General features: G+C 65.6%; 22 protein-coding genes. 12 read left to right on the top strand and 10 right to left on the bottom strand.

Annotated features, from left to right (window positions below; translation table 11 throughout):
- Positions 1-16 precede the first annotated feature (16 nt).
- Together ACFFDA_RS06190 and ACFFDA_RS06185 are read right to left on the bottom strand one after the other, a co-directional pair.
- Positions 17-1,231: an alpha-hydroxy acid oxidase gene (locus ACFFDA_RS06190; protein WP_404477037.1), complete on the bottom strand. Its 1,215-nt coding sequence runs from the start codon at positions 1,229-1,231 to the stop codon at positions 17-19.
- Positions 1,232-1,308: 77 nt separating this feature from the next.
- Positions 1,309-2,553: a cytochrome P450 gene (locus ACFFDA_RS06185; RefSeq protein WP_404477036.1), complete on the bottom strand. Its 1,245-nt coding sequence runs from the start codon at positions 2,551-2,553 to the stop codon at positions 1,309-1,311.
- Positions 2,554-2,800: 247 nt separating this feature from the next.
- Between ACFFDA_RS06185 and ACFFDA_RS06180 the strand changes: the two genes are divergently transcribed.
- The 4 genes from ACFFDA_RS06180 to ACFFDA_RS06165 are packed head-to-tail and all read left to right on the top strand — an operon-like array spanning position 2,801 to position 6,132.
- Positions 2,801-3,523, top strand: coding sequence for an ester cyclase (locus ACFFDA_RS06180; RefSeq protein WP_404477035.1), 723 nt, complete (start codon positions 2,801-2,803; stop codon positions 3,521-3,523).
- The gene (locus tag ACFFDA_RS06175) at positions 3,493-4,620 is read left to right on the top strand and encodes an aldo/keto reductase (RefSeq protein ID WP_404477033.1); all 1,128 of its coding nucleotides are present in this window, start codon (positions 3,493-3,495) and stop codon (positions 4,618-4,620) included. The genes ACFFDA_RS06180 and ACFFDA_RS06175 overlap by 31 nt, the downstream gene beginning before the upstream one ends.
- A gap of 3 nt (positions 4,621-4,623) precedes the next feature.
- Positions 4,624-4,899 (top strand): hypothetical protein, encoded by a 276-nt coding sequence (locus ACFFDA_RS06170; RefSeq protein WP_404477032.1) that lies wholly within the window; start codon positions 4,624-4,626, stop codon positions 4,897-4,899.
- A gap of 48 nt (positions 4,900-4,947) precedes the next feature.
- The gene (locus ACFFDA_RS06165) at positions 4,948-6,132 is read left to right on the top strand and encodes an MFS transporter (protein WP_404477030.1); all 1,185 of its coding nucleotides are present in this window, start codon (positions 4,948-4,950) and stop codon (positions 6,130-6,132) included.
- Between the two features lie 16 nt (positions 6,133-6,148).
- Here the strand turns inward: ACFFDA_RS06165 and ACFFDA_RS06160 are convergent, their stop codons facing one another.
- From ACFFDA_RS06160 to ACFFDA_RS06145, 4 genes are read right to left on the bottom strand one after another with little or no spacing between them, the layout of a single operon-like run.
- Positions 6,149-6,466: a 2Fe-2S iron-sulfur cluster-binding protein gene (locus ACFFDA_RS06160; protein WP_404477028.1), complete on the bottom strand. Its 318-nt coding sequence runs from the start codon at positions 6,464-6,466 to the stop codon at positions 6,149-6,151.
- Entirely contained in the window at positions 6,463-7,386 is a 924-nt protein-coding gene (locus tag ACFFDA_RS06155; protein WP_404477026.1) for an enoyl-CoA hydratase-related protein, read from the bottom strand. Before ACFFDA_RS06155 ends, ACFFDA_RS06160 begins: the two co-directional genes overlap by 4 nt.
- Positions 7,387-7,397: 11 nt before the next feature.
- A complete protein-coding gene (locus ACFFDA_RS06150; RefSeq protein WP_404477024.1) occupies positions 7,398-8,603 on the bottom strand; it encodes an acetyl-CoA C-acetyltransferase in 1,206 nt (401 codons plus the stop codon).
- A 10-nt stretch (positions 8,604-8,613) separates the two neighbouring features.
- On the bottom strand, positions 8,614-9,396 hold the full coding sequence (locus ACFFDA_RS06145) for an SDR family NAD(P)-dependent oxidoreductase (RefSeq protein ID WP_404477022.1): 783 nt from the start codon (positions 9,394-9,396) through the stop codon (positions 8,614-8,616).
- A 246-nt stretch (positions 9,397-9,642) separates the two neighbouring features.
- Here ACFFDA_RS06145 and ACFFDA_RS06140 point away from each other — a divergent pair, with 246 nt between their 5' ends.
- The 3 genes from ACFFDA_RS06140 to ACFFDA_RS06130 all read left to right on the top strand — a co-directional run bounded on the left by ACFFDA_RS06140 (position 9,643) and on the right by ACFFDA_RS06130 (position 11,681).
- On the top strand, positions 9,643-10,266 hold the full coding sequence (locus ACFFDA_RS06140; protein ID WP_404477020.1) for a TetR/AcrR family transcriptional regulator: 624 nt from the start codon (positions 9,643-9,645) through the stop codon (positions 10,264-10,266).
- A gap of 135 nt (positions 10,267-10,401) precedes the next feature.
- Positions 10,402-11,289, top strand: a complete 888-nt coding sequence (locus tag ACFFDA_RS06135) for an NAD(P)-dependent oxidoreductase (RefSeq protein WP_404477019.1) — start codon at positions 10,402-10,404, stop codon at positions 11,287-11,289.
- Positions 11,286-11,681, top strand: a complete 396-nt coding sequence (locus tag ACFFDA_RS06130) for a carboxymuconolactone decarboxylase family protein (RefSeq protein WP_404477017.1) — start codon at positions 11,286-11,288, stop codon at positions 11,679-11,681. The genes ACFFDA_RS06135 and ACFFDA_RS06130 overlap by 4 nt, the downstream gene beginning before the upstream one ends.
- Positions 11,682-11,732: 51 nt before the next feature.
- Here ACFFDA_RS06130 and ACFFDA_RS06125 read toward each other — a convergent pair whose 3' ends face one another.
- Positions 11,733-12,962, bottom strand: a complete 1,230-nt coding sequence (locus ACFFDA_RS06125; RefSeq protein WP_404477015.1) for an MFS transporter — start codon at positions 12,960-12,962, stop codon at positions 11,733-11,735.
- Between the two features lie 332 nt (positions 12,963-13,294).
- On the opposite strand from ACFFDA_RS06125, the gene ACFFDA_RS06120 reads away from it, so the two are divergent.
- Complete coding sequence (locus ACFFDA_RS06120; protein WP_404477014.1) at positions 13,295-14,128, top strand: helix-turn-helix domain-containing protein; 834 nt, start codon at positions 13,295-13,297, stop codon at positions 14,126-14,128.
- Between the two features lie 69 nt (positions 14,129-14,197).
- On the opposite strand, the gene ACFFDA_RS06115 is transcribed toward ACFFDA_RS06120, so the two are convergent.
- The 3 genes from ACFFDA_RS06115 to ACFFDA_RS06105 are packed head-to-tail and all read right to left on the bottom strand — an operon-like array spanning position 14,198 to position 15,749.
- Positions 14,198-14,404 (bottom strand): hypothetical protein, encoded by a 207-nt coding sequence (locus ACFFDA_RS06115; protein ID WP_404477012.1) that lies wholly within the window; start codon positions 14,402-14,404, stop codon positions 14,198-14,200.
- An 8-nt stretch (positions 14,405-14,412) separates the two neighbouring features.
- The gene (locus ACFFDA_RS06110; protein WP_404477011.1) at positions 14,413-14,856 is read right to left on the bottom strand and encodes a MaoC family dehydratase; all 444 of its coding nucleotides are present in this window, start codon (positions 14,854-14,856) and stop codon (positions 14,413-14,415) included.
- The gene (locus ACFFDA_RS06105) at positions 14,853-15,749 is read right to left on the bottom strand and encodes an IclR family transcriptional regulator (RefSeq protein ID WP_404477009.1); all 897 of its coding nucleotides are present in this window, start codon (positions 15,747-15,749) and stop codon (positions 14,853-14,855) included. Before ACFFDA_RS06105 ends, ACFFDA_RS06110 begins: the two co-directional genes overlap by 4 nt.
- Between ACFFDA_RS06105 and ACFFDA_RS06100 the strand changes: the two genes are divergently transcribed.
- The 4 genes from ACFFDA_RS06100 to ACFFDA_RS06085 all read left to right on the top strand — a co-directional run bounded on the left by ACFFDA_RS06100 (position 15,736) and on the right by ACFFDA_RS06085 (position 19,887).
- On the top strand, positions 15,736-16,530 hold the full coding sequence (locus tag ACFFDA_RS06100; protein ID WP_404477007.1) for a 2-keto-4-pentenoate hydratase: 795 nt from the start codon (positions 15,736-15,738) through the stop codon (positions 16,528-16,530). The genes ACFFDA_RS06105 and ACFFDA_RS06100 overlap by 14 nt on opposite strands.
- On the top strand, positions 16,527-17,480 hold the full coding sequence (locus ACFFDA_RS06095; protein ID WP_404477006.1) for an acetaldehyde dehydrogenase (acetylating): 954 nt from the start codon (positions 16,527-16,529) through the stop codon (positions 17,478-17,480). Before ACFFDA_RS06100 ends, ACFFDA_RS06095 begins: the two co-directional genes overlap by 4 nt.
- On the top strand, positions 17,477-18,511 hold the full coding sequence (dmpG, locus tag ACFFDA_RS06090; protein WP_404477004.1) for a 4-hydroxy-2-oxovalerate aldolase: 1,035 nt from the start codon (positions 17,477-17,479) through the stop codon (positions 18,509-18,511). Before ACFFDA_RS06095 ends, dmpG begins: the two co-directional genes overlap by 4 nt.
- A gap of 233 nt (positions 18,512-18,744) precedes the next feature.
- Positions 18,745-19,887, top strand: coding sequence for an acyl-CoA dehydrogenase family protein (locus tag ACFFDA_RS06085; protein ID WP_404477002.1), 1,143 nt, complete (start codon positions 18,745-18,747; stop codon positions 19,885-19,887).
- Positions 19,888-19,999: the final 112 nt, after the last annotated feature.

Here is a 19,999-nt window from a genome sequence, read left to right as displayed (position 1 = left end):
TCTCGTCCACCATTTTTCAAAGGATATTGCGCAAGTGCGTGGCGTTCGGCCGTGCTTCGCCGTCCTGCAGGAAATCGGGAATGTCGCCCGCCAGGCGAATGTGGTCGCGGGTCAGGTCGTCCACGCTGGCGCAGCCCAGGAGCCCCAGCGTTCGTTCGGTTTCGGCCCGCATCAGCGCCAGCACGCGCCGCACGCCCGGCTTACCGAATGCGCTGAGGGCATAGAGATACGGCCGCCCGGTCATGCACGCCCTCGCGCCCATCGCCAGTGCCTTCACGATGTGGGAGCCCCGCCGGATACCGCCATCGAGGATGACTTCGACCCGGTCGCCGATGGCATCGACGATGTCCGCGACGAGGTCGATTGTAGGGGGCACGCCGTCGAGCTGACGACCTCCGTGGTTGGACAGGATCACCGCGCTGGCGCCGGCGGACGCGGCCAGCCGCGCATCGCGTACCGACTGGATGCCCTTGATCGCAAACGGCCGCCCCCAGTGGCTGGCGATCCGTTCGACCGCCGCCCAGGTGATGTTCCGCTCCATCTTCGCCGCAAAGTAGGCCGCAAGCGTCGTGAGATCGCCGCTCCCGCCGGCTTCGCCGACGTTGGGAAGACTGAATGCCCCGCCGCCGAGATAGTCCACGCACCAGCGCGGGCGAGCCGCGAAGGCCAGGAGGCTGCCCGGCGTCAGGCGCGGCGGCACGGTGAGCCCCGTGCGCAAGTCCCGTTCCCGGTTGCCCGCCACGACCGTGTCGACCGTCAGGCACAGGGCATCGAACCCGGCCGCCTTGCAGCGATCGATCATCGCGAAATTCATGGCCTCGTCGTTTAGCAGGTAGAGCTGGAACATCTTGGGACCGGCCGTCATGCGCCCCACATCCTCGATGCTCGCGGTCCCCATCGTCGACAGCGAGTAGCCGACACCGCTGCTTTCCGCTTCCTGCGCCACGCCGATCTCGCCAGCCTGGTGAAACATCCGGGTCATGCCGGTGGGGGCCAGGAACAGCGGCCAGGCCAGTTCGCGGCCCAACACGGTGCGGCGCATGTCGATCGAACGGATATCCTGCAGGTAGTTCGGAGCCAGATTATAGCGCTCGAAACCCAGGACATTGGCCGCAGCCGTGCGTTCGTCGTCGGCGCCGCCGGCGATGTAATGATACAGCGGGGCAGGCAGGCGCTTGCGCGCCTGCCGCTCGAAATCCGCTACGTTGAAGCAATCGCCAGCTCGAGCCATGCTCGTCAGGCCTCCCCTTAGAGGCGCCGGCCGACGGCGTCCTCGATGACCGGCCCAGCCTCAGCCGGACCGCGCAATTACCGAACCTTGTACCGGACGGGCAGGACGTGGGGTCCGCGCGCGAAGTAGGAATCGAGCCAATGCACATCCTCCGAAATCGGCTCGATCAGCGAGAAGCGCGAAAACACCACCTCCAACGCGGATTTCGCCTCCATCCGGCTCAGGTAGTTGCCGAGGCAGAAATGCGGCCCCTGGCCGAACGACATAAGCGGCACTTCGATCTTGCGGTCGATGTCGAACACCTCGGGGTTCTCGAACTTGCTCTCGTCCCGATTGGCCGAAGCCAGGATCGGCATGATCGCATCGCCCTTCGCGATCTTGACCCCGGCGATCTCGACTTCCGCGGTGGTGTGACGGAAGATGATCTGGACCGGCGGATTGTAGCGCAGCACTTCTTCGAGCAGCGGCGGGATTAGGGCGTGATCGGCAAGCACCCTGTCGAACACGTCCCGGTGGCGGTGCAGTTCGACGAGAGTGGTGCCCAAAAGGTTGGTGGTGGTCTCCACCCCGCCGATCAGGAGCAGGCAGGCCATCGAGAGCACCTGGTTGCGCGTCAGCGTCTGGCCGTCGACTTCAGTGGTGATGAAGGTGGACAGCAGGTCTTCGCCCAGGTTCGCGGCGCGCTGGTCGTAGAGGTCTTCGAAGAAGGCGCGCATCTTCTTGGCGCTCTCGTCGATCTTGGCCAGCCGTTCCGGGCCGTAGGCGGCACGGTTCGCGGCCGACAGGACATCGTCGACCCAGTACTTGAACTCGGCGCGGCGCTCGGTCGGCACGCCCAGCACTTCGGCCACCACGGTTACCGGATAGAGTGCGGTGAACTCCCAGCAGAAGTCGAACTCGCCCTCATTGCCGTGCTTGGCGATGATATCGTCTATCAGCAGGTTGGCGATCTCGTACGTGCGGTCGCGCAGGCCGTTGACCTTGGAGGGCACGAAAGCCTTGTTGGCGATGCGGCGCAACTGCATGTGGCCGGGCGGGTCCATCGAGATCAGCGGCGGCTCCTCGGGCACCGGGTCGTATTCGCCCAGCAGCGCCGGCCAGAACTGGCCCGAACTGTAGGTCCGGCCATCCTTGAGCAGCATGTCGATGTCGTCGTAGCGCGCGACCGCCCAGGCCTGGAGGCCCGGGAGCCACTTCACCGGCTCGCTGTCGCGCAGCTCGACGTAATAGGGATAGGGCTCGTGCTTCACGACCGGGTCCAGCGGATCGTAGTCCAGCTTGCCGCCATCGCCCGGGGCGTCCGTCTTCAGCATCGCAGTCATGCCCATCCGTCTCCATGTCTCTTGCGCTGTCCCATCGAGGGCGCGCCTTGCATGGCTTGATGATTGCGCCATTCCGCTACGAGACCAAAGGGCGGTTCGTGCCAGTGAGCGGCAGGATGTGCCATTTGCACCCTATCTGTCACGATCTGCCCTGGGCTGGCGCAATCGGCTGTAGATTTGGGGCGGCTTGCCACGCACTATCATCCCGCATTGACCGAACAACGATCGGCAGGAGAGGCCCCGAGCTATGCATATACTCTACTCCCAACTTGTGACCGACGCACACCTGTCGCCCGAGCAGCAGATGACGCTTCGCGGGCTGCGCGGCAGCGCCCCCACGATCACCGCCGAAGCGCCGGTTTCCTCAGGAGGCGGCGCGCGCGAGCACAAGAGCTTCCAGGCCGCGCAGGACTGGGTGACCGCGTTCTTCGACAAGGGCGCGGAGGAAGTGCTGGGCTACTACGCGGACGACTTCGTCTGGGAAGACATCGAGTTCATGCAGACGATCACCACCAAGGAAGACCTCTACAAGGCCTTCGTCGTCTTCAACAACAGCGGGCCCGACAGCCCGTTCGGAGTCCACAAGTTCGAAGTGCTGACGTATGACGGCGGCCCCGCCGGCAAGTCGCGCGGCGTGCGCCGCACCGAAGGCACGCCGCCCGAATGGGAAGGCGAGCTGGAAGGCGACTATGCCCGCTTCGCCAACAACATCTTCCTCGGTGCCGATTTCGACTACGACGAATGGGGCTACATGCAGTGGGTCTGGAAGGCCACGCACAACAGCGATTTCTTCGGCATTCCCGCCGCCGGCAAGACCACCGTCACGCGCGGCACGACCACGCAGATGTACAAGGACGGCAAGATCGTGCGCTGCCGCACGCACTGGAACTTCCGTGAATTCGCCATGCAGCTGGGCCTGATTCCGCCGCCCGACGAGGCATGGCGCAGCAACCCGGGCCTCAACGGCTGATCGCCCGGGCCATGCGCTATTCCCTGCTGGGCCGGAGCGGGCTTCGTGTCTCGAAGCTCGCGCTGGGCACGATGACCTTCGGGACCGCGGCCGACTGGTCGCGTCCCGAAGAGGAGTGCCGACCGATTTTCGACGCCTACGTCGAAGCGGGCGGCAACTTCATCGATACCGCCAACATGTACACCGGCGGCGAGAGTGAAAAGATGGTCGGCCGCTTCATCGCGCCCGACCGCGACCGCTTCGTGGTGGCGACCAAGTACGCCAACGCAGCGCCGGGAAGCGGCGATCCCAACGCCGCCGGGGTCCATCGCAAGAGCCTGACCCGCTCGCTCGACGCCAGTCTCAAGCGCTTGGGGACAGACTACATCGACCTCTACTTCGTCCACTGGTGGGATTTCACGACGCCAGTGGAGGAAGTCCAGCGCGCGCTTACCGATGCGATCAGCGCCGGCAAGATCCTGCACGTCGGTCTGTCCGACGTTCCCGCCTGGGTGGTGTCACGGGCACAGACCTTCCACGACCTTCGCGGGCTTGCCCCGATTTCCTGCATGCAACTGGAATACAGCCTGGTGCAGCGCTCGATCGAACGGGAGCACATCCCCCTCGCCCTGGCGCACGACATCGGCATCACTGCCTGGTCGCCGCTCGCGGGCGGCATCCTGAGCGGCAAGTACACCCGCACCGGCGGCGCCGGGGACAATGGCCCCAAGCGCATGGATTCGATGCAGCTCCAGCAGCTCGACGAACGCAACCGCAAGATCGCCCTCGCCGTCGACGCGGTGGCGGGCGAGATGGGCGTGAAGCCCTCGCAAGTCGCGCTCGCCTGGATCATCGCACAAGGCGTCATTCCCATCGCCGGGGCGACCCGTGTCGAGCAGATGCGCGAGAACCTTGCGGCGACCTCGCTGGAGCTTTCGCCAGACACCATCGCGCGCCTGAACGGCGCGAGCGCCTTCGACGCCGGCCATCCCTATTCCATGCTGAACTGGGACATGCCGATGGCGCTGGGCTACGGCGGAATGTTCGACCGGATCGACATCCCCCGGTTCCCGCCGCACGATTTCGGCGCCCCCGGAACCGACCCCGTGCAGGGATGAGCGATGGCGACCTCCCTGATCGTCCGCATCAAACGGCGCGCCGACCTCACCCCAGGCGAATTCCTGCGCCACTGGCGCGGGGTTGACGCGCCGCTGCTGCTTGCCTGCAGCCCGTTTAGCCGTCACATCCTGTGCTATGAGGAATTCCACATGCCGGACAGGAACCTACGATGGCGTTGCGGTCATCGCATTTCCCGATGCGCACGCCATCGCCGCATGCCGGGAGGCAGCCTGTTTGTCTCGGCGCCGGCCCGAAGAACCCAAGTTCGTCGATCGTGACGGGCCGTGGGTCAAGGGGAAGCGGCCTGCCGGCACGATGGGACCAGCATGACCGATGAGCCGCGAACCACAAAGGCGCCGCGCGTTGCCTTGCTGTGCTTCCTCGTCGCGATCCTCGAGGGCTTCGACCTGCAGGTCGCCGGGATCGCCGCGCCCAACCTCAAGCAGGCTTTCACGCTGGACCCGCGCACGCTCGGGTGGTTCTTCAGCGCCAGCACGTTCGGCCTGCTGATCGGCGCATTGATCGGCGGCCGCCTCGCCGACCGTATCGGCCGGGCGCGAGTGCTGATCTGGTCGGTGGCGGGCTTTGGCCTCGCATCGATCCTGACGGGCCTGGCACAGGACCCGACCTCGCTGATCGCGGCACGGTTCGCGACCGGGCTCGGCCTGGGTGGGGCCCTGCCCAACCTTCTGGCCTTCACGTCCGAGAATGCCGCCCAAGGGCGCGAACGGCGAGCCGTGGCACTGCTCTACTGCGGCGTGCCGATCGGCGGCGCCGGCGTCAGCCTGCTGGGCGCTGCGCTGGGAACCGACTGGCGAACCTCGTTCCTCGTGGGCGGTGCCTTGCCGCTCGTCCTGGCCCTGGCACTATGGCGAGCGATGCCGCCTGAACGGGCTGCGGTGCAGACGGCCTCGCTGCCTATGCGGCCGCTGGACGCGCTGTTCGGCGGTGGACGGCTGCTATCCTCGCTGCTGATCTGGACCAGCTTCTTCGCCACGCTCGTGATCCTCTACCTGGTCCTGAACTGGCTGCCCACTCTGCTCACCGGGCTGGGCCTCGATGCCCGGACCGCGTTCGTCGCCCAGTTGGCCTTCAATTTCGGGGGCCTCGTCCTATGCGCGGCGACGGCTCCGCTGCTCGACAGGCCCCGCGGCTGGCTGGTGGCGTTGGCCAGCTTCACCGCAATCCCGGTGCTGCTATGGCTGGCCAGTGCGATCGACTCCCCGCGGAACGCCGTTGCACTCGCCTTCCTGCTGGGCGGCGGCGTGCTTGTCACCCAGTCCTACCTCTACGCTCTGGCGCCCCGGATCTATCCATCGTCCGCGCGCGGGATCGGCGTGGGTAGCGCGGTGGCGGCGGGGCGACTGGGATCGATCGCAGGGCCGCTGCTCGGCGCGGGGTTGCTATCATCGGGCGGCGGCATCTCCGGCGTCCTGCAAGGCATTATCCCGGTCGCGGTCGTCGCCGGGATCGCCGCCATCGCGCTGTCGTTGCGAAGACCGGGCGGCTAGCCGCCCGGGTGCTCGTTCAATCCTCGGGGGCGATGGTGACGCGCAGCCCTTCCATTTCCGGCGAGACGAATATCTGGCAGGCGAGACGCGACGTGGCCGCGCGATGGTCGCTGCTGTCGAGAAGATCGTCCTCGTCTTCGCCCAGGTCCGGCATCGCACCGGCAAACTCCGGCGCGATGTAGACGTGGCAGGTCGCGCAGGAGCAGCAACCCCCACACAGCGCCATCAGTTCGTCGATCCCCGCAGAGCGGATGGCTTCCATCAGGTTCTGAGCGGGGCCGACGTCGATTTCATGCTCTTCGCCGCCTCGCGCGGTCAGGAGAATCGTTGTCACACTGCAGCCTTTCGTGCGGCGAAGAACGCCTGGACCTGCCTCGCCGCAGCGGGCGAGCGGGCCGTGTTGAAGAAATAGCGGCTCTCGATACGCAGGGCCGCGTCGATCGGAACTTGCGAGCCCTCGTACATCGCCTTGAAGATATTGGCCGCAGCCTCTGCCTCCCCGCCCGCACCGCGCCGCGCCGCGATGGCGGGGCCGAACATGCCGTATCCCGTCGCGGTATGCGGACCGCCATCCGGCATGCGGAAACCCTTGGCATCCCACGGCGCCTGGGCGCTTCGATTGGCCAGTATCCATTCCCGCGCCCGGTCGATCGCCTCGCCCTCCTGCGCGGCGACGTCGATGATCCCCAGCGCAAGCGCGTCGGACAGAGCAATCGGCGCTCCATCCACCAGGAAAGGAACCGCTGGAACGAGCCCGGCGAGCCGGATCAGCCGCTGCGTGGCTCCCGCGCCGGGCATCAGATCCAGCGTCGCTTCCGGCAGCCCGAGGCGAAGCGAAGGTGTATCTATCGCGATGCGCCAATGGCAGCCCAGCGCAAGTTCGAGCCCGCCGCCCAGCACGACCCCGTGCACCACCGCGACCAGCGGCTTGCCGCAAGTCTCCAGCGCGCGGATCTGCCTGCTGAAATCCCCCGCCTCCGCCACGCCCGCGCGCAACTCCTCCTGCGACGTCGCCGCGCGCCAGACGTCCATGTCCGCCGCCAGTTCGCGCAAGTCCGCCCCGGCGCAGAAACCACCGAGCTTGCCCGATCGCAGCACCGCGCCGACGATCCGGTCGTCCGTCCCAAGCAGGTCCGCGAGTTCCCCCAGCTCCCGCTGGACCGCGTGGCTGATCGTGTTCATCGATTTGCCGGGTACGTCGAAGGTGACTACGGCGACGCCGTCGCTGCCGATCTCAAACGTAAAGTTGTCCATGACTACCCCCTTCAGACGCGCGCGATGACTGTCGCGGTGCCCATGCCGGCCCCCACGCACAAGTTGACCAGAGCCGTTTCCCTGTCCGTCCGTTCGAGTTCGTCGAGCACGGTGCCCAGGATCATCGCGCCCGTGGCGCCAAGCGGATGGCCCATCGCGATCGCACCGCCATTGACGTTGATGATTTCAGGATCGATTTGCAGTGCCTGGATGTAGCGCAGGACCACCGCCGCGAAGGCCTCGTTCAGTTCGAACAGGTCGATGTCGGCCGTGGTCATCCCCAGCCGGTCCAGCAGCTTGCGCGTCACGAACTCCGGTCCCGTCAGCATGATGGTGGGCTCCGACCCGATCGACGCCCCGCCCAGGAACCGCGCCCTCGGCTTGAGACCCAGGGCCTCGCCCGCCTCTTTGCTGCCGATCAGCACCGCCGAGGCGCCGTCGACGATGCCGGACGAATTGCCGCCGTGATGGACATGGGAAATTTCCCCCATCTCGGGATACCGTGCGCGGGCGGCGGCATCGAACCCGGCCGCGCCCATCTTGGCGAAAGCCGGCTTCAACATTCCGAGCGACTGCACATCGGTCTGGGGACGCATGTGTTCGTCGCGGTCTAGCAGGATCACGCCCGCCTGATCCTTGACCGGAACGATCGAGCCTGTGAACCGGCGCTCCTCCCAGGCTCTTGCCGCGCGCTGCTGGCTCTGCACGGCATAGGCATCGACATCGCCACGGTCGAAGCCGTAGAGCGTCGCGACCATGTCCGCACCGATACCTTGCGGGGCATAGTAGTGGTCGAAAGCAAACGTGGGGTCGACCATCATCGCTCCGCCGTCCGCGCCGAGCGGCACTCGCGACATGGATTCGACGCCGCCCGCAATCGCAAAGCGGGCCTCCCCCGAGGCCACTTTCGCCGCTGCCATGTTGCACGCTTCCAGGCCCGAAGCGCAGAAGCGGTTGATCTGTACGCCGGGAACCTGCCGGTCGTAGCCAGCCACGAGCGCGGCGATGCGTGCGATGTCGCTGCCCTGCTCACCCACCGGCATCACGCAACCGAGGATCACGTCGTCCACCAGGGAGGTGTCCAGGTCATTGCGATCGCGGATGGCCTGCAGCACTTGCGCCGCGAGCGACAGGGCGGTGATTTCGTGGAGCGCGCCATCGGGCCGCCCCTTCCCGCGCGGCGTGCGCACGGCATCGAAGATGTAGACGTCGGTCATGGGGATCACCTCAACGCGGGGCGAGACGGATGGCACCGTCGAGCCGCACGGCCTCACCGTTGAGATAAGCGTTTTCGATCATGTGCAGCACCAGCGCGGCGTATTCCTCGGGCGCGCCGAGGCGCTTGGGGAACGGCACCGAGGCGCCGAGCGCCACCTGCACGTTCTCGGGGAGCCCGCGCATCATCGGGGTCATGAACAGCCCGGGCAGGATCGTGTTGATGCGAATACCCTCGCCCATCAGGTCGCGCGCGATCGGTAGCGTCATGCCCAGTACGCCGGCCTTCGAAGCCGAATAGGCGGCTTGGCCGATCTGGCCATCCTGCGCCGCGACGCTGGCGGTGCACACGATCGCTCCCCGTTCGCCGTCATCGAGCGGCTCGAGGTCGAGCATCCCTTGCGCAGCGACGGCGATGCACCGGAACGTGCCGAGAAGATTGATCTGCACAGCACGCTCGAATTCCTTCATCGGAAAACGCGTCGTCGCTCCATCCGCCTTGTTGCGCGAAGCCGTCTTGAAGCCATTGGCGATGCCCGCGCAGTTGACCAGGATGCGCTCCTGCCCGAGCGCGGCACGCGACTTCGCGAAAGCCGCTTCCACTTGCTCGTCCGAAGTCACGTCGACCTTGCAGAACACGCCCCCGATCGCCTCGGCGAGCGCGGAACCGGCGTCCTCGTTCATGTCGAAAACGGCCACCCGCGCGCCCGCGTCCGCAAGCCTCCGGCTGGTTGCTTCGCCCAGACCGGAAGCTCCTCCCGTCACCACCGCAACGACGTCATCGCCTATTCGCATCGCCATCTCTCGCTGTTCGTTATTCTGCGCAAGCTGTGGCGGGTGCGGCATCGCTCTGAAACGGCAAGGCGCGACAGCAATCGGCTATTCGAGACATTTTGTGCGGGGGTCGTTCCGATCCGAAATGCCGTCGACGAAGGACGAGCCGGCGATCTTACGCGGTCACCCGCATTCGGACAGGTGCAAGCCGGGCCCGGACATGATCCAGCCCATGTGAATCCATCGGGCATCCACGCGCAGACCAAAATGGCAGAACTCACCATCCCCGACCGCCCTCGTGCAGCAAGGTCCGCGCAGCGTCGCCAGCACCTTCTGGACACCGCGCGCCGGCTCTTCGTCGAGAAAGGGTTTCACCAGGCCGGCATGGCGCAAATCGCCAAAGCATCCGGGATTGCGATCGGCCAGATCTATCGCGATTTCGCGAACAAGGAGGCAATCGTTGCCGCCATCTGTGAAGCGAATCTGATAGCCTGGCTTGAGGAGGAAAAGCTCCAGGCCGCGGTCGATGACGGAGACGCACCGGCAATTCGCAATTGGGTCAAGCGGATTGTCACCGATGAGCTGGCCGTCGAGGACCGACGCCTGATGTCCGAGCTTCTGGCCGAAGCCGGCCGCAATCCCACGATCGCCGCGATCAATCGCAAAGAAGATGCACGCCTGCGCTCCAGCCTCGATTCGGCCCTAAGCTCGCTCGCACCGGCGGCTTCGGAATGCCAGCGCGCCACGATCGCGGATTTCATCATATCGCTGGCATGGGCGATGTTGGCGCGATCGGAGATGTATCCGCATCAGGATCACGGCATGCTGCGGCAATACGTGGCCGATCTGCTCGACCGGGAACTGACGGCTCTGGGCTCGCATCGGGCATGATACCGTCCCCCCTCTTCGGCGGGCCTCGCTACCGGGAGAAGTATCGCGAAACTCGGGAAATGTATCGAATCCCGGCCAACGGCCGATAACATGATGACGCCCGGCAAGCCGCCATGCCACCGTGTTCCCGCAACGATGGAATACCGTACCCCCATAAAGGAGAGGATCACAGACATGGGAAGCGCAGGAGTTATCGGATTGGGACAGATCGGCGCGGGTGTCGCGATCTGTCTCGCCCGCACGGGCCAGTTGGCGGCGGTCTACGACATCCGCCCGGATGCCTCGGACATGCTCGAAGGTGTCCCGCCCGTGGTGGCCACGCCCGCGGAACTCGCGCGGCAGGCCGACGTCATAGTCATCGCGGTCGTCAACGCGAAGCAGACCGTGGACGTCCTGTCCGGGCCCGATGGGGTTCTCTCGCAGGCACGTCCCGGCATGAGCATCGTGCTCGTGGCGACCGTTTCGATCGAGGATCTCGACGCGATCCGCGAACTGACCGACCGGGAGGGCGTGGAACTGATCGACTGCGGCGTGACGGGCGGGCCCAAGTCCCGCGAAAACGGCCTGGTATGCCTGGTCGGCGGATCCGACGAGGCCGTGGCGAAAGTGCGTCCCGTCCTGGACGGCTTTGCCAAGCTCGTCGCGCACATGGGCGGCCCCGGGGCAGGCATGGCGGCCAAGATCGCGCGTAACGTGATCGTCTTCGGCGGCCTGCGCGCAGGCTACGAGGCCTCGGTCTTGTGCCGCAATGCCGGCGTGGACGTCCGCCAGCTCAGCGAAGTCATCGAGGCCAGTTCGGACAGCGTCGGTGGCCCCTTGATGCTCGCGACGCGGGATGACCCTTCGTCCAGCGACCAGGAGGCCGCCATCCGCGAATATACCCGCGGATTGATGGTCAAGGATCTCGACGCCGCCATCAACCTCGCTCGCAGCTTCGGCATCGGCTTGCCGTTGGTCGAGCTGACCCGCCGGACCGACCAGGCGGTGGTCGGCCTGGCAGACGTTATGGGAGAAAAGGCATGAGCATCGACGAAGCCCAGTGGCAGAAGGGCCTGGAGGTCTTCGACCAGGTGTACGGACCTGGCTCCTCCGAAATGACGCGCCCCTACCGCGATTCGTCGTTCAACCAGGAGATCGTCGGCAACCAGTTCGCCAATCTGTGGGGAAGCGAAGTGCTTTCCATGCGGGAAAAGCGGCTGCTCGTGCTTGGCGCTACGGCCATGCTGGGACGACCCGATCTGGTCGAAATCCAGATGAATGGCGCTCTCATCAACGGCGAGTTCACCGATGAGGAACTGGATTTCATTCCTCTTTTCGTGCTGTTCTACGCCGGGGCGGGGAACACGACCGCGGTATTCAGGGGCATCGAGGCCGCCAAGGCAAGGCGCAAGGAGCGCAGCGCCGTCGCAGAATGAGCGGTGCATGCAAGCCCGACGCGCCCCGGTCCCTGCGGATCGGGGCGCTTTTCATTTGGCCTCGCTGCCTTGTGCACGGCGGATCGAGCGGGAGGCCAGCAGCAGCAGGACACCGCCGCCGAACGTGAAGATCATGGCCGTGCCGATACCCCACGCCACCCCCGCGTCTCCACCCACGAAATCACTGACCGCGCCGATGAGATAAGTGCCGGCTCCTACGCCGATGAGATTGGCGCCCAGTTGGACCAGCGAGACGGCAAGGCCGCGCAACCGAGGCCCGGCAATGGTCACGATGACCGCGTAAATCGGTCCATTGTAGGAAGCGCTGAGAAAACCGCATGCCATGAGCAGCACCAGCATCGAGCCGGTATCCTGCACCAGGACCGTGCCGATGCCGGTCATGGCCGTCAGGAGGGGGATCACCGCGCCGAACAGCGTCGTGCGCGCCGGCGCAAATCCGCCGCGCCGCCGATTGACGCGATCGATCACCCAGCCCGCCAGGAAACCTCCCAAGGACCCGAGACCACCGTAGGCGATCGCGATATACAAGCCTGCCCGCGCGATCGGAATGCCGTGGACGCGGATCAGGAACGTGGTGAGCCAGATGCTCATGCCGTAGATCCCTGCTGCAATCAGCACGATCGCGAAGATGCACAGCAGCAGTCCGGGCCGCGAGGCGAGCAACCGGATGCGCCGTCCCAGCCGCAACCGTTCGCCGTCGTCGGTCGCTTCAGACGAGTCATGCGCGCCCCGCCTCGGTTCCCGCACAGTCAGCAGCAGGACGGGTGCCAGCAGCAACCCGGGTATACCCGCAGCGACGAATGCCCAGCGCCATCCCGCGCCTTGTACGATCATCCCGCCAACCACAAAGGCGACCGCCAGGCCGATCCCCGCACTCAAATACCAGATGCCGATCGCGGTCGCGCGACGGTCCTCGCCGAAGTAGTCGCTCAGGAGCGACATGCCCGTGGGTGAGCCGCCAGCTTCCGCGACGCCGACAAATGCGCGCCCGAGCAGCAACGACCAGAAACCCGCTGCCAGCCCGCACAGTGCCGTTGCGCCACTCCACAAGGTCAGCGCCGCTACCATCAAATTGCGCCGGTTGAAATTATCGACCGCGATCCCGAAGGGCAAGGCGGCCAGGGCGAAGAAGATGCCATAGGCAAAGCCGGCAAGGATGCCGAGCTGACTGTCGGTCAGGGCGAATTCCCGGCCGATGGGAGCGAGGACCAATCCAATGATGGCGCGGTCGATCCCGTGGCAGGTCTGCGCCAGCGTCAATATGCCCAGCACGTACCACGGATAGCGGCTGGCCCGGACGGGCTCTTGCGGCTGCATACTCATTTGGCCGGTTGTCGCAGGTCCGGTTGCGTCAGCATGGCACGCCTCTCCCATAATCCATGAATTGCGCCGAAACCGCGCTGGCGAGGACCGCCATCGGTGCGCTATCCCGTCGGACGACCAACGTGCGTGGATAACCCGGCGCGCGCCACCTATCCGAAGATAGAAGCACAGCGCGGCCGGTCGCCCTATCGACGGCCGATAAAAACGGAACAGGCGGAGAAGCAATGTTTGCACCGGAGGGCGATTGGACCGGGCAGGAGAGGTTCGGAATGAACGGCTTCTACATCGAAGCCAATGCGACCGTGCAGGACGCCAGCGTCGACCTGAGACACTTCAACTGGGTTCTACCGTGCAGCGGCACCTTCAGCCCGGAAAAGCATTATATCGATTACTCGCTGGACAGCCGCCCGCGCCGCAGCATGATAAGTGTGGGCAGGCCTGGCCACCGCATCCCCACGGGTGACATTCTCTACATGCCCCCACACCGGCAGTATATCGGCGAACCCGCACTGCAGGAACGCCACCTCGTCTGCGTCGCCCTGGGCGACCGGTTCCTCGAGGCATTCTTCGAAGCCGAACATCCGCTGGTTGGCCTCGATCCCTGCGTAGACATCCAGAACGGCGCGATGCGGCGACTGTTCGAAGGCCTTGCCTCGGAACTGCGATCGCCGGGGTTCGCCAGCACGACCCTGATCCAATCCATGCTGATGGGCCTGGCAGTGGAACTCTACCGACACCTCGGCATCGGCGAGGCCGACACCGCCACGGGGCGCAACAGCAGACAGGTTCGCCAGATAGTCGACTACGTGATGGAAAACCTGTCCGCGCCGCTGGGAATTGCCGACATCGCAATGAACTGCAACATGAGCCTACGACACGTCGCCCGCGTGTTCAAGAACGAGACTGGCGTCAGTCTGGGCGAGTTCGTCGCCCGCAGCCGCATCGGCCTCGCCAAGGACCTGTTGCGCTGCGAAAACGTGCGGATCAAGGAAATCAGCTGGCGTTGCGGATTTGCCAGCACTTCGGCTTTTTCAGCGGCCTTTCGCGTCGCTACGGGCCAGACGCCCAAGGCATATCGATGCCAGCCGAGACATGCCCATTGACGCATCGGAAGTACGACTGCACCCCCTCGCGGGAATGACGACGCATTATAATTTAATAAAATCAAATTCTTACTCGGCATCCAGCATCGCGGCAGCACCGGCCCCGAGGTCCTTCCAGGTGATCTTGCCCGGTGCGGCGGCAGCGGCGCTGATGGTCGCCAGGCCCTCGATCCAGGTCGCGAAGACGGATGCCTGGCCGCGGTCGATGTCGAGGATGCAGGGAACCTGCAGGAGCGCTACGAACGGCCGTGCACCTCTCGGCGTGCCGAGGCCCATGCTGCGCTTTACCGCGGCGTCAGGCCATTCATGGTGCAGACCATGACTGCCGCGCCATTCTGGTTGAGGACGGTGACCTGCAGCGACACCTTGTCCATTTCCGGACGCTTGCCCGAGCGCGATTTGCTCAGGATGCGCGTCTCGCACGAGAGGGTATCCCCGGGATGGACCGGTTGCAGCCATTTCAGGTCCTGCGCGCCCAGCCCGATCCCACCGCGCTCGACATCGACGACGCTGGGTCCTTCCCGCACGAGCATTCCCATCATCATCGCGCAGGTATGCCACCCGCTCGCCACCAGACGCCCGAAGGGAGACGACGCTGCCGCTTCCTCGCTGAGGTGGAAGGGCTGCGGGTCGTAGAGCCTCGCGAAAGCCACGACCTCCTCGCGTCCGACCACATGGCTGCCAAAACGCCGGACCGTGCCGACTTCGATGTCTTCGTGACTGGTCAATCATGGTCTCCATTGTGGTCAGGATGAGAGGGGGCGGCGCCGAAAACCGCCGTCTCGATCCGGTCGCGTACCGCCGACAGGATCGGCAGCACCTGCACCAGCGCGTCCAGTTCACCCGGCACTACCGACAGCGATGCGGAAATCGCAGCCACCACCACGCCCCGGCCGTTTCGGAGCGGGAGCGCGATGCAGGCAAGCCGCTCGGCGATTTCCTCGCGATCGAAGGCGCGGCCTTCGCGGCGGACGCATTCCAGTTCGCGGACCAGGTCATCGGGCCGGGTGATCGTGTTCGCGGTGAGCGGAACGAAAGGGCCGCCATCGAGATACCGCGCCAGTTCGCCGTCCGGAAGGTGCGCCAGGAGCACTTTGCCGATCGCCGAACAATACGCTTCCAACTGCATTCCGACGCGCGTGAACAGGGCCCCTGCCCCGCGCCCCTCCTTCACGCGGTACGTCACCATGTCGCCGTCGAGCGTGCCCAACTGGACGACACAGCCGAGCTGGCGGGCGGCGTCGGCCAGGAATTGGCGGGAGACTTCGGCCAGTACCGCCTGCACGTCCATCCCGGCATGGATCGCCAGCAGGCGCGGCCCGGCGACATGGCGGCCACCCCCCAGAGGCGTCAGGAAACCATTGCCCGCAAGACTCGCGACATGGCGATGCGCCGTCGCAAGCGGAACGTTCGTTTCCCGCGCAAGTGCGGAAACGCCCCTGCGCCCGCCATCGGCGAGCACCGCGTCGAGCATGTCCAGCGCCCGGCCGAGCGAGGAGAGGTGTGGCGTTCCATTTCTCACGATGTGAGAGGTAAACCGAGTGACCAACTGGTGCAAGTGGCGCCGGGCGGCTATCCGATCTTCGGGACGAGAGGAGAGGCCGACGATGGTTTCCAACATGCACGACGACCTGGCACGGCGCCTGCGCGCAGCCTACCACGAAGGCGCCGTGGCGCCGCTGCGCGATGGCCTGGAGCCGACCGACGCGGCCGGGGCCTACGCGGTCCAGGAGATCAACACCCGCCACTGGCAGGCCGAGGGACGTCGCATCGTCGGCCGCAAGGCCGGCCTCACCGCCAAGGCGGTGCAGAAGCAACTGGGCGTCGACCAGCCCGATTTCGGCACCTTGTTCGCGGACATGCGGATAGCGGACCAGGGCAGGCTCGACCCAGCCATGACCCTGCAGCCCAAGGCCGAGGCCGAGATCGCGCTGGTCCTCTCGCGAGATCTTCCGGATATCGCGACGACGCGCGATGAAGTCGCCGATGCGGTATCTTCGGTCCACGCCGCGATCGAGATCGTCGATTCGCGCATCGCCGACTGGAAGATCACGTTCGCGGACACGGTTGCGGACAACGGTTCCTCGGCCTTCTTCGTGCTGGCCGAAGCGGGCCTTCCGCTCGCCGGGCTGGACCTTTGGACCTGCGGCATGGTGATGACGATCAACGGCGAAACCGTCTCGCTGGGCGCCGGTGCGGCGGCGCTGGGCCACCCGCTCGAGGCGGCCGCCTGGCTGGCCCGCACCCTGGCCGAACGGGGCGACCCCTTGCGTGCCGGCGATGTCCTGCTCACCGGCGCGCTGGGCCCGATGGTCGCGCTCGCGCCGGGAGACCGCGTGCGCGCGATCGTCGGCGGCATAGGCGAGTGCGGCTTCACGTTCGCGAGGGACATGGCACGATGACCAGGACCAAAGTCGCCATCATCGGCTCGGGCAATATCGGCACCGACCTGATGATGAAGATCGTGCGCCTTTCCGACCGGCTCGAGATGGCGGCGATGATCGGTGTCGATCCCGCCTCCGACGGCCTGGCCCGGGCCGAGAGGATGGGCATCGTCACGAGCGCCGAAGGCATCCACGGTCTTGTCGCCCTACCTTGCTTCGACGAGGTGCGGATCGTCTTCGATGCCACGTCCGCGTCCGCCCATGCCCGTCACGATCAGGTGCTGAAGGCACACGGCAAGCGGGTTGTCGACCTGACGCCGGCGGCCATCGGCCCTTTCGTCGTGCCTCCAGTGAACGGATCGGAACACCTGGGCGCGAGCAACGTCAACATGGTCACCTGCGGCGGCCAGGCGACGATCCCGATCGTCCATGCCGTCCATCGCGTCGCTCCGGTACACTATGCCGAGATCGTAGCCTCGATCGCCTCGCGCAGCGCGGGCCCCGGAACCCGGGCGAACATCGACGAGTTCACCGAGACGACCAGCCGGGCCATCGTCGAGATCGGCGGTGCCACGCGGGGCAAGGCGATCATCGTGCTGAACCCGGCCGAACCACCGCTCATCATGCGCGATACCGTCTACTGCCTGTGCGAGGACGCGGATCGCGCGGCCATCGCCTCCAGTATCGAGGACATGGTGGCGCAAGTGCAGGACTACGTGCCCGGATATCGTCTCAAGCAGGCCGTGCAGTTCGAAAGCATCGGTTCCAACCGGCCCCTGCACATACCCGAAATGGCGCCAACCGGCAGGACGGACTTCACCGGCCTCAAGGTTTCGGTCTTCCTCGAGGTGGAGGGCGCCGCGCACTACCTGCCCGCCTATGCCGGCAATCTCGACATCATGACCTCGTCCGCCCTGCGCGTGGCGGAGAAGATCGCCACCGGACTTGCCCAGGGAGAGCCGGCATGAACATCGATCCCGCCATCGACAAGCTCTACATCCAGGACGTTACCCTGCGCGACGGCATGCATGCGATCCGTCACCGGTACGGCATCGCCGAGGTGCAGGCGATCGCCGGCGCACTCGACCGCGCCCGCGTCGATGCGATCGAAGTGGCGCATGGCGACGGTCTCAGCGGGTCCTCGTTCAACTACGGCTTCGGGGCGCATACCGACTGGGAATGGATCGAGGCCGTGGCCGAGGTCCTCGACCATGCCGTGCTGACCACCTTGCTGCTGCCCGGTATCGGCACTCTCCACGATCTTAAACTGGCATACCAACTCGGCGTCCGCTCGGTTCGGATCGCGACGCATTGCACCGAGGCCGACGTGTCGCGCCAGCACATCGAGGCCGCCCGCAGCCTGGGCATGGACGTGTCCGGCTTCCTGATGATGAGCCACATGGCCGATCCCGCCTCGCTGGCCGAGCAGGCACGGCTGATGGAAAGCTACGGCGCGCATTGCGTCTACGTCACCGACAGCGGCGGAGCGATGAACATGGAGGAATACGCTGCCCGGCTCCAGGCCTACGACCGCGTCCTGAAACCGGAAACCCAGCGCGGTGTCCATGCCCACCACAACCTTTCGTTGGGCGTCGCCAATTCCATCGTCGCGGTCCAGAATGGTGCGCTGCGCGTGGATGCTTCCCTCGCCGGGATGGGCGCCGGGGCCGGCAATGCCCCGCTAGAGGTCTTCGTCGCTGCTGCGGATCGCTACGGATGGAACCACGGCTGCGACCTCTACGCGTTGATGGACGCGGCCGAGGATCTGGTCCGCCCCCTGCAGGACCGCCCCGTGCGCGTGGACCGCGAGACGCTGACGCTGGGCTATGCCGGGGTCTATTCCAGCTTCCTGCGACACGCCGAAAAGGCGAGCGCGGACCACGGGGTAGATACCCGGGCGATTCTCGTCGAAGCCGGCCGCCGCAAGATGGTCGGCGGCCAGGAAGACATGATCGTCGACATCGCTCTCGACCTCGCCCGTGACGGAGCCCGGCGCTGAAAAAGAAGACCTGGCCCGGTTTGCGAACCAGGTCTTCGAGGAGGGTGGAGAGACTGCTCTAAAGCAGGCTGGTCGGACCCGGGTCAGCAAGGCGGCTCATGCCTATGCCCAGCGGAGACCCTGTCCGGCCAATGCATCATCTCATAACGTTCACAGGTTTACAATATGTAATGGATTGGGCTAGGAATTCGCCGATAGAGCGGCAATCGACCGCCGTTATGGAGATGAAGCCCATGTTGGACCGCGAAGGCAGCCGACTGTTCGATGACGACCACCGCCTCTTCCGTGAGACCGTCCGCCGGTTCGTGGAGCGCGAATTTTCACCGCGGGTCGAGGAGTTCGAGGAAGCGGGGAAGGTCGCGCGCGATTTCTGGCGCAAGATGGGCGATGCGGGCTTCCTGTGCCCGGGCGTTTCGGAGCAGTTCGGCGGTCTCGATCTCGATTTCCGCTTCAATGCCATCCTGAACGAGGAACTGACTTACGCGATGATGTCCGACAGCGTGACGCTGCAGTCGGATATCACGATGCCGTACCTGCTGCACTACGCGTCCGACGAGATCAACCAGCGCTGGCTTCCCGGCATGCTCAGCGGCGAGACGATCTCCGCCATCGCCATGACCGAGCCGGGAGCGGGATCGGACCTGCAGGGCGTGCGCACGACTGCCCGCCGCGAGGGGGACGAATATGTCATCAACGGTTCGAAAACCTTCATCACCAATGGCCAGAACGCCGACATCATCCTGACGGTCTGCAAGACCGAGCCCGAACTGGGGGCCAAGGGCACCTCGCTGATCCTCGTCGAGGCCGACCGGGCCGGTTTCGAGCGGGGCCGCAACCTCGACAAGGTCGGACAATGGATGGCCGATACCTCCGAGCTTTTCTTCAACGACGTGCGCGTGCCCGCCGGCAACCTGATCGGGCAGGAGAACCGGGGCTTCATCTACCTCGTCAGCGAACTGGCGCAGGAGCGGCTGTCGATCTCGATCACCGCGCAGAGTGCCGCGCAGCGCGCCTATGACGAAGCCGTTGCCTTCACCCGCGAGCGCAAGGCGTTCGGCAAGGCGATCATCGACTTCCAGAACACCCGCTTCACCCTGGCCGACATCAAGGCCAAGTTGCAGGTCGGCTGGGCCCACCTCGACTGGGCGATCGAACGCCATGTGCGGGGTGAACTCACCGCCGAGGAAGCGGCTGCCTCGAAATACTGGCACACAGAAATGCAGTGGCTGGCCTGCGATGCGGCGCTGCAGCTTCATGGCGGTTCGGGATACATGAACGAATACCCCATCGCCCGCATCTGGCGCGATGCCCGCGTGCGCCGCATCTACGGCGGGTCGAGCGAGATCATGCGAGAACTGGTCGGGCGCTCGCTGTAGGTCTGCGCAAGGCGCAAGGCGCAAGGCCCACGGCGCTCCGACCGTTCCACCCTCGTCATTGCGAGTCCAGCGAAGCAATGACGAGGGATAGCGTCAGGTGACCAGGCGGCGC

The sequence above is a fragment of the Novosphingobium sp. BL-52-GroH genome (genome assembly GCF_044813085.1).
Classification (GTDB): Bacteria; Pseudomonadota; Alphaproteobacteria; order Sphingomonadales; family Sphingomonadaceae; genus Novosphingobium.
This window is presented reverse-complemented; position numbering and strand designations above follow the sequence as displayed.

Excerpts from the sequence above, each read along its gene's own strand:
- ACFFDA_RS06190 (WP_404477037.1), bottom strand. The coding sequence starts at position 1,231 with ATGGCTCGAGCTGGCGATTGCTTCAACGTAGCGGATTTCGAGCGGCAG.
- ACFFDA_RS06185 (WP_404477036.1), bottom strand. The coding sequence starts at position 2,553 with ATGACTGCGATGCTGAAGACGGACGCCCCGGGCGATGGCGGCAAGCTG.
- ACFFDA_RS06180 (WP_404477035.1), top strand. The coding sequence starts at position 2,801 with ATGCATATACTCTACTCCCAACTTGTGACCGACGCACACCTGTCGCCC.
- ACFFDA_RS06175 (WP_404477033.1), top strand. The coding sequence starts at position 3,493 with ATGGCGCAGCAACCCGGGCCTCAACGGCTGATCGCCCGGGCCATGCGC.
- ACFFDA_RS06170 (WP_404477032.1), top strand. The coding sequence starts at position 4,624 with ATGGCGACCTCCCTGATCGTCCGCATCAAACGGCGCGCCGACCTCACC.
- ACFFDA_RS06165 (WP_404477030.1), top strand. The coding sequence starts at position 4,948 with ATGACCGATGAGCCGCGAACCACAAAGGCGCCGCGCGTTGCCTTGCTG.
- ACFFDA_RS06155 (WP_404477026.1), bottom strand. The coding sequence starts at position 7,386 with ATGGACAACTTTACGTTTGAGATCGGCAGCGACGGCGTCGCCGTAGTC.
- ACFFDA_RS06150 (WP_404477024.1), bottom strand. The coding sequence starts at position 8,603 with ATGACCGACGTCTACATCTTCGATGCCGTGCGCACGCCGCGCGGGAAG.
- ACFFDA_RS06145 (WP_404477022.1), bottom strand. The coding sequence starts at position 9,396 with ATGCGAATAGGCGATGACGTCGTTGCGGTGGTGACGGGAGGAGCTTCC.
- ACFFDA_RS06140 (WP_404477020.1), top strand. The coding sequence starts at position 9,643 with ATGGCAGAACTCACCATCCCCGACCGCCCTCGTGCAGCAAGGTCCGCG.
- ACFFDA_RS06135 (WP_404477019.1), top strand. The coding sequence starts at position 10,402 with ATGGAATACCGTACCCCCATAAAGGAGAGGATCACAGACATGGGAAGC.
- ACFFDA_RS06130 (WP_404477017.1), top strand. The coding sequence starts at position 11,286 with ATGAGCATCGACGAAGCCCAGTGGCAGAAGGGCCTGGAGGTCTTCGAC.
- ACFFDA_RS06120 (WP_404477014.1), top strand. The coding sequence starts at position 13,295 with ATGAACGGCTTCTACATCGAAGCCAATGCGACCGTGCAGGACGCCAGC.
- ACFFDA_RS06115 (WP_404477012.1), bottom strand. The coding sequence starts at position 14,404 with ATGGGCCTCGGCACGCCGAGAGGTGCACGGCCGTTCGTAGCGCTCCTG.
- ACFFDA_RS06100 (WP_404477007.1), top strand. The coding sequence starts at position 15,736 with ATGGTTTCCAACATGCACGACGACCTGGCACGGCGCCTGCGCGCAGCC.
- ACFFDA_RS06105 (WP_404477009.1), bottom strand. The coding sequence starts at position 15,749 with ATGTTGGAAACCATCGTCGGCCTCTCCTCTCGTCCCGAAGATCGGATA.
- ACFFDA_RS06095 (WP_404477006.1), top strand. The coding sequence starts at position 16,527 with ATGACCAGGACCAAAGTCGCCATCATCGGCTCGGGCAATATCGGCACC.
- dmpG (WP_404477004.1), top strand. The coding sequence starts at position 17,477 with ATGAACATCGATCCCGCCATCGACAAGCTCTACATCCAGGACGTTACC.
- ACFFDA_RS06085 (WP_404477002.1), top strand. The coding sequence starts at position 18,745 with ATGTTGGACCGCGAAGGCAGCCGACTGTTCGATGACGACCACCGCCTC.